This is a genomic window from Amorphus sp. MBR-141, from assembly GCF_053628695.1.
This window is the reverse complement of the sequence record NZ_JBRJGW010000066.1, coordinates 1-6,213: the sequence shown is the minus strand read 5'-3', so window position 1 is coordinate 6,213 and position 6,213 is coordinate 1. Positions and strand designations below refer to the sequence as shown.

Here is a 6,213-nt window from a genome sequence, read left to right as displayed (position 1 = left end):
GGTCACCTTACCCTGGCGCCGTGTCGGCACATCCGCCGGCCCTAACCGCCGGACTCTAACTCTACGCCCCGGCCACCTCGATGGGGCAGGCCAAATGGAAGCCCTGTTTCAGCAAGAGACTCTATCGCGAACGCAATCTGGTCGAGCGCTTCTTCAGCAAGCTCAAGCACTTCCGCCGGATCGCCACCCGATATGACAAGCTCGCCGAGAACTTCCTTGCCATGGTCCAACTCGCCTCAATGCGCCTGTGGCTCCGCGCTTATGAGTCTACGACCTAACCAACCGCCAGATGCGAAGCAGCAGTAGCGGCATCCAGCCCGCGTCGCTGCTTTACATAATCAACGAAGGCGCGCAGTGGCGACGGCATGTGCCGGCGGCTGTGATAATAGAGATAAGGGCCGTCGAACTCCTGCCACCACGGATCGAGGATCGGCACAACCAAACCGGATGCGAGGTGCGGCCGGAGGAAATCTTCGAACGTATAAATAATACCGGCCCCGGCGGCGGCGCCTGCGAGTTGCAGATCAATGCAGCTTGAGACCAGCGGGCCATCCGGCACGACACGCAGAATCTCCTCGCCCCGCTCGAACTCCCAGGTCCACACCGAACCGTTCGGAAAGCGGTTCCCGATCAGGCGATGGCCGGTCAAGTCGCGCGGATCCTCGGGAATGCCGAAGCGATCGAGATAGCCCTGCGAGGCGGCCGCCACAAACCGTTGGCGGCGGGCTCCGATAGGCACCGCAATCATGTCCTTGGCAATGCTTTCCTCATAGCGAACGCCCGCATCGAAGCCGCGACCGATGACGTCGGTAAAGTCGTTCTCCATGACGACATCGATTCGAACGCCGGGATACGTGTCGAGGAAGCCCGTGACGATCTCGGGCAGGATATGCCGAGCTACCGGAACGGGAACGTTCAACCGAAGCGTCCCGACCGGACGACTGGAGTCGTCACGCAGGTCGTTCACGGCCGCTTCGATCTCCGCAAATGCCGGCCTCACGCGATCAAGAAGCCGCGAGCCGGCCTCGGTCGGCGTGATGCTACGTGTCGTGCGGTTGAGAAGCCGGATGCTGAGGTCGGCCTCCAGTCGCTTGATGGAGTCACTGAGCGTCGAAGCACTCACGCGCCTGATCTGCGCCGCGAGGCGGAAGCCGCCAGCATCCACCACGGCAATGAAGTTCGAGACGTCGGCAAAATTGGGAGAACCCATTAGCTGGCCTTTCGATCACACAGTTAACTGGGCGACCGGCCGGAGCAGCGCGCGCGCCAACCCACCATATCTAGCGCCAACGCGATCATCCGGCAATGTACGCCAATCCGGACGCCCCGTTCGGCTTTTCGTACAATCCAACTGTCCGGCTGACCGTACGGGCCGTTCAGGTCTGGCCGGATTATCGCGCAGCGGGAACACGACTAGGCTTTCATGGCGAAATGTGGGGGTTCGACCCTGCAAAAGAGGCCACAATGACAGAACAATTGTCTTTCATGAGAACTGAAGAGGATATCGAGCGCGCTTCTTCGCCCTATTACCTTCCCAAGCTCGCACCATTTTATCGGAAAATACAGCCGATTACCTACGCGCTGCTGCGCATATCCTTCGGCCTCATTATTCTGACCCACGGCATCCCGAAAGCGTTCGGCACGCCTCATGGATCGATGGCCGATCCGATGACGGGCGCGACCAACATGATTGCCAACGTGCTGCACCTTCCGTTTCCGTACGCGCTCGCCGTCGCGGCTATGTTGCTTGAGACGGTCGGGGCGATTGCCGTCACCGTCGGCTTCATGACCCGGGCATTCGCAGCCGCGCTAGCGGTGCAAATGGCGGTCATCTGCATCGCGCATGCGCCGACATTCGCGTGGATCGATAGGGGTTACGAATACCCACTGATGCTCGGCTTCGTCGCCCTGCATATCGCGATCACGGGCGGCGGGCGCTACGGCGCTGATCGCTGGCTTGCGAAGCAACTATGAAATGGCGCCTTCCTCGTCCCGCCGACGGCGTTGAGGCTCGACCGACGCCCTGCTGGCCTCGCAACGCAAAATGCGACGATGAAGCGATCGCAGGCAAACAAGGATCAAAGACATGCGCAATGTGAATGGACCCGATCCACAATCCGACGAGGACTTCCTCGCGATCAGTCGACGCGATGTGATGCTTGCTGGCGCGGCGATGACCGGCGCGGCGATATCGGGGGTACGCAGTGCGGAAGCGCAGACGCCTGCCGCCCGCGTCGCATCGCCGGGGGCGTCGGTTGCTCTTCAACTTCGGGTCAACGGCCAGCCGATCGACGTCAATGTCGATCCGCGCACGTCGCTGCTCGACCTGCTGCGCGAGCGGCTCGAGCTGACGGGGGGAAAGAAGGGATGCGACCACGGCCAGTGCGGCGCCTGCACCGTGCATGTCGACGGTCGTCGTGTCGCCTCCTGCCTAACTGTCGCAGCGACGTTGCAGGATCGCGCGGTGCTGACGATCGAGGGGCTTTCGCCCGAGGACGGGCCGCTTCACCCGATGCAGCAGGCGTTCATCGATCACGACGCGCTGCAATGCGGCTACTGCACACCTGGGCAGATCATGGCGGCCGTCGCCTGCGTGCGGGAAGGTCACGCCTCCAACGAGGCCGAAATCCGCGAATATATGAGCGGCAACATCTGTCGCTGCGGCGCCTATGTCGGCATCGTTGCCGCGATCCAGGACGCCGCCAGCACGATGAGAGAGGGCTGAGCCATGCGAGCCTTCTCCTACACACGAGCCACGTCCCCCGCAGCCGCGATTGCCTCGCAGGCTGCAACCGGCGCCCGCATCCTCGCCGGCGGCACGACGCTCTACGATCTGATGAAGCTCAACGTAGAGTCGCCGGCGCATCTTGTGGATGTGACCCGCATTGCCGGCCTGAGCGACGTTCAAATAGAGCGGGACGAGCTCGTCTTCGGCGCTCTGACCCGGATGAGCGATGCGGCGGAGCATCGCGCCGTGCTTGAGCGCGCGCCAGTGCTCGCAGAGTCGCTCTCGAAAGCGGCCTCGCAGCAACTGCGCAACATGGCCACGCTCGGCGGGAACCTCCTGCAACGGACCCGCTGCGCCTATTTCCGGAACGGCCCCGACTACCCGTGCAACAAGCGGGCGCCGGGTAGCGGCTGTGCGGCCCTCGAAGGACTGGACCGCGGTCACGCCCTGTTTGGGGGAAGTTCCTCCTGCACTGCGGTCTATCCCGGTGACTGGGCCGTTGCCCTGGTCGCGCTCGACGCCACCGTCGACGTACTCGGGCCGAGAGGAACGCGCAGCGTCACGGTTGCCGGCCTCCACCGTCTTCCTGGGGATACGCCACACATCGAGACCGTGCTGTCGCCGGATGAGATGATCCTTCGCATCCGGGTTCCGGTCGGACGGATCGGCCAAGCTTCGACCTACCACAAGATCCGCGACCGCGAGTCCTATGCCTTTGCGCTCGTCTCGGCCGCCGTGGCGTTGGAGCTGGACGATGGCGTGGTGCGGCAGGCCCGCATCGCGCTCGGGGGCGTCGCGACCCGGCCATGGCGCGTGCCGGCCGCCGAGACCGCGCTCACGGGAAGGCGCCTCGACCGCGCGGCCGCGTTGGAGGCCGGACGAGTTGCCTTCGCCGATGCCCGGCCCGGTCAGCATAATGGCTTCAAGGTTGCGCTCGGGGTCGAAACCGTCGCCGACGCGCTGATGATCGCAGCAGAGCGGAGTGTTCGTCGATGAGCGAGACTATCTATCCCGATCGCGCGCGTGTCGACGCCCGCGACAAGGTGCGCGGCGTCACCCGATTCGCCGCTGACGTGCCTATGCCACGCGTCGCCCACGCTATGACCGTGCCCTCGCGTATCGTGCGCGGCCGCCTCGCCGCTGTGAACGTCGACGCGGCCAGAGCCGTCGAGGGCGTGCTTGCGGTGCTCACCTGGCGCGACTTCGAAGGGGTCAAATCTGCTGGCTACCTGATGGGTGGTGGCTTCGGCTTCCAGAGCCATCAGCCGATGCTGTCCGACCGCCTCATCCATCGTGGCGAGCCTATCGCAATGGTGGTGGCGGAAACCTTGGAGATCGCAATCGAGGCTGCTGCGCTGGTCCATGCAAACTACGAGGAGGAGCCGTTTGCCGCGCACTTTGGAGATGCACGGGCGGAGACCCTCACTCCACAGCCCGGCCACAGCATGGGCGATGCACAAGCCGCGCTTGTCTCCGCCGCCTTCCGCGTGGACGCCGAATACCTCTCCCCGGCCCAGTTCCAGAATCCCATGGAGTTGATCGCGACCGTCGCGGAATGGCGCGATGGCACGCTGATGATCCATGAGGGAACGCAGAATTCCGGCGCACTCAAGTTCGGCGTCGCGGCTGCCCTCGGCCTCGATTCTGCCCGTGTCCGGGTTGACAGCGCCTACCTTGGAGGAGGCTTCGGTCAGAAGAATTCTCTGCAGGGGCAGACGGTGCTTACTGCACGCGCAGCGATGCTGCTCGGCCGGCCGGTGAAGCTTGTCATGCCGCGCGCCCAACTCTTCCACACCGCGAGCTTCCGTCCAGCGAGCCGCCATAAAATCAGCCTGGGCGCCGATGCGGGAGGGCGGATCATTGCGGCGAGCTACGACGCCGATATGCAGAATAGCCGAGCGGATACGTTCCGGGCGAGCTTCAGCGAAATCACCGCACGGCTCTATGCCATTCCAAACTACACGAGCACTACCCGGCTCATACGCACTGACGTGCAGTCGCCAGGATTTATGCGCGCGCCGTTCGAGCATCCTGCGGCCTTCGCGTTCGAGAGCGCGGTGGACGAGCTGGCCTACGCCGCCGGCCGGGATCCGCTGGCCTTTCGTCTCGCCAATGACGCGGAGACGGATCCAGTCACCGGCGGCCCCTTCTCCTCGCGCTTCCTCGCCGAATGCCTCATGAACGGTGCAGAGCGCTTCGGCTGGTCGCGGCGCGACCCGGCGCCGGGGGCCATGCGCGCTCCCGACGGCACGCTGATCGGCTGGGGCGTAGCGGCGGGTGCATACAAGGCTTCGATGGCCCCGGCGATCGCGCGCCTTCGTGTCCGGGCGGACGGAACGACCCGGATCGCCGTAAGCGGTCACGAGATGGGGCAGGGAATTCGCACCGCTATCCTCGCCGCGGTCACCGAAGGCCTCGCCATCGATCCGGCGCGCGTCGAGATCCTCATCGGCAACCCTGACGCCGCGCCCCAGCATGTCACCGCCGGTTCCTGGGGAACGGCGAGTTCGGTTCCGGTCGTTCGGCGGGCCGTGCAGGCGATGCAGGTCCAGTTCGACGAGCTCAGGAACGGCCGGACTGTCAATGGCACCATCCATCGGTCGCTCGCGCGCTGGCGTCGGCCCTACATCGAGGTCGAGGCCCGCCTGCAGGCGCCCGGCCAGCCCGAAGCCGTCTTCGACCGCCTGCAGCGCGGCCTGCCGGCCGCCGGCGGTCCGGAGTACAAGCCCTTCGTCAGCTTCAGCTACATCGCGCATTTCGTCGAAGTGCGTGTCGAACCAACGACGCGTCGTGTCCGGGTGCCGCGCGTCGTAAGCGTTTGCGACTGCGGCCGCGTCGTCAGCCCGCGCACCGCCGAAAGCCAGGTGCGCGGCGGAGTGGTTTGGGGCATCGGTGCAGCCCTTCGAGAGGCTGGCGAGATCGATCCGCGCTTCGGTGGGGTGCTGAACAACGACCTGGCCGAGTACATCGTCCCTGTGAACGCCGATATCGGCGCGATCGACGTCGCCTTCATCAACCGCCCCGATCCTTTGCTCAACGACGTGGGTGTGAAAGGCCTGGGCGAAGTTTCAATGGTGGGCGTGGCCGCCGCGATCGCCAACGCTGTGTTCCATGCGACGGGGCGGCGTGTGCGGCAATTGCCTATGCGCATCGACAGCCTGATCTAGCAGGGACGCCACGAGCGCTCGATTTGAAGGAAGACAAAATGCCAACACAGACCGCACATGTGCCAACTGAAAACGGTAGCCGCTATCTCCAGCTGCTTTGCAAGCACTGGTCTCACAATCTCAAAACGGTGTTCAGCCCTGACCATGGAACAGTGGAGTTTCCAAGAGATGCGCGTGGCGCCAGTTTTGCGGGCGATGCCCTGGTAACGTTCGTCGCGGCCCCCGCTGACCTGCCCCTGAGTTTTTCCTCCACCTGGAGTTAGAGTCCGGCCTCGATCGAAGGACGGACAGATGAAGCGGAAGCGATTTACGGAAGAG

The 6,213-nt window shown here is 64.3% G+C and carries 6 protein-coding genes and 1 pseudogene; 6 read left to right on the top strand and 1 reads right to left on the bottom strand.

What is annotated here, in order from left to right; translation table 11 throughout:
* Positions 1-98: 98 nt before the first annotated feature.
* Positions 99-278 (top strand): annotated as a pseudogene (locus ACSSVZ_RS27810) (transposase); the annotation flags it as partial.
* Here ACSSVZ_RS27810 and ACSSVZ_RS27805 read toward each other — a convergent pair.
* Positions 275-1,210, bottom strand: coding sequence for a LysR family transcriptional regulator (locus tag ACSSVZ_RS27805; RefSeq protein ID WP_453974116.1), 936 nt, complete (start codon positions 1,208-1,210; stop codon positions 275-277). The pseudogene ACSSVZ_RS27810 and the gene ACSSVZ_RS27805 sit on opposite strands and share 4 nt — an antisense overlap.
* A gap of 95 nt (positions 1,211-1,305) precedes the next feature.
* Here ACSSVZ_RS27805 and ACSSVZ_RS27800 point away from each other — a divergent pair, with 95 nt between their 5' ends.
* The 5 genes from ACSSVZ_RS27800 to ACSSVZ_RS27780 all read left to right on the top strand — a co-directional run bounded on the left by ACSSVZ_RS27800 (position 1,306) and on the right by ACSSVZ_RS27780 (position 6,158).
* Positions 1,306-1,974, top strand: coding sequence for a DoxX family protein (locus ACSSVZ_RS27800; RefSeq protein ID WP_453974115.1), 669 nt, complete (start codon positions 1,306-1,308; stop codon positions 1,972-1,974).
* A gap of 112 nt (positions 1,975-2,086) precedes the next feature.
* Positions 2,087-2,725, top strand: coding sequence for a (2Fe-2S)-binding protein (locus ACSSVZ_RS27795; RefSeq protein WP_453974114.1), 639 nt, complete (start codon positions 2,087-2,089; stop codon positions 2,723-2,725).
* Between the two features lie 3 nt (positions 2,726-2,728).
* Positions 2,729-3,724, top strand: coding sequence for an FAD binding domain-containing protein (locus ACSSVZ_RS27790; protein WP_453974113.1), 996 nt, complete (start codon positions 2,729-2,731; stop codon positions 3,722-3,724).
* Positions 3,721-5,895, top strand: a complete 2,175-nt coding sequence (locus ACSSVZ_RS27785) for a xanthine dehydrogenase family protein molybdopterin-binding subunit (protein ID WP_453974112.1) — start codon at positions 3,721-3,723, stop codon at positions 5,893-5,895. The genes ACSSVZ_RS27790 and ACSSVZ_RS27785 overlap by 4 nt, the downstream gene beginning before the upstream one ends.
* Before the next feature lie 38 nt (positions 5,896-5,933).
* Positions 5,934-6,158: a DUF2218 domain-containing protein gene (locus ACSSVZ_RS27780; protein WP_453974111.1), complete on the top strand. Its 225-nt coding sequence runs from the start codon at positions 5,934-5,936 to the stop codon at positions 6,156-6,158.
* Positions 6,159-6,213: the final 55 nt, after the last annotated feature.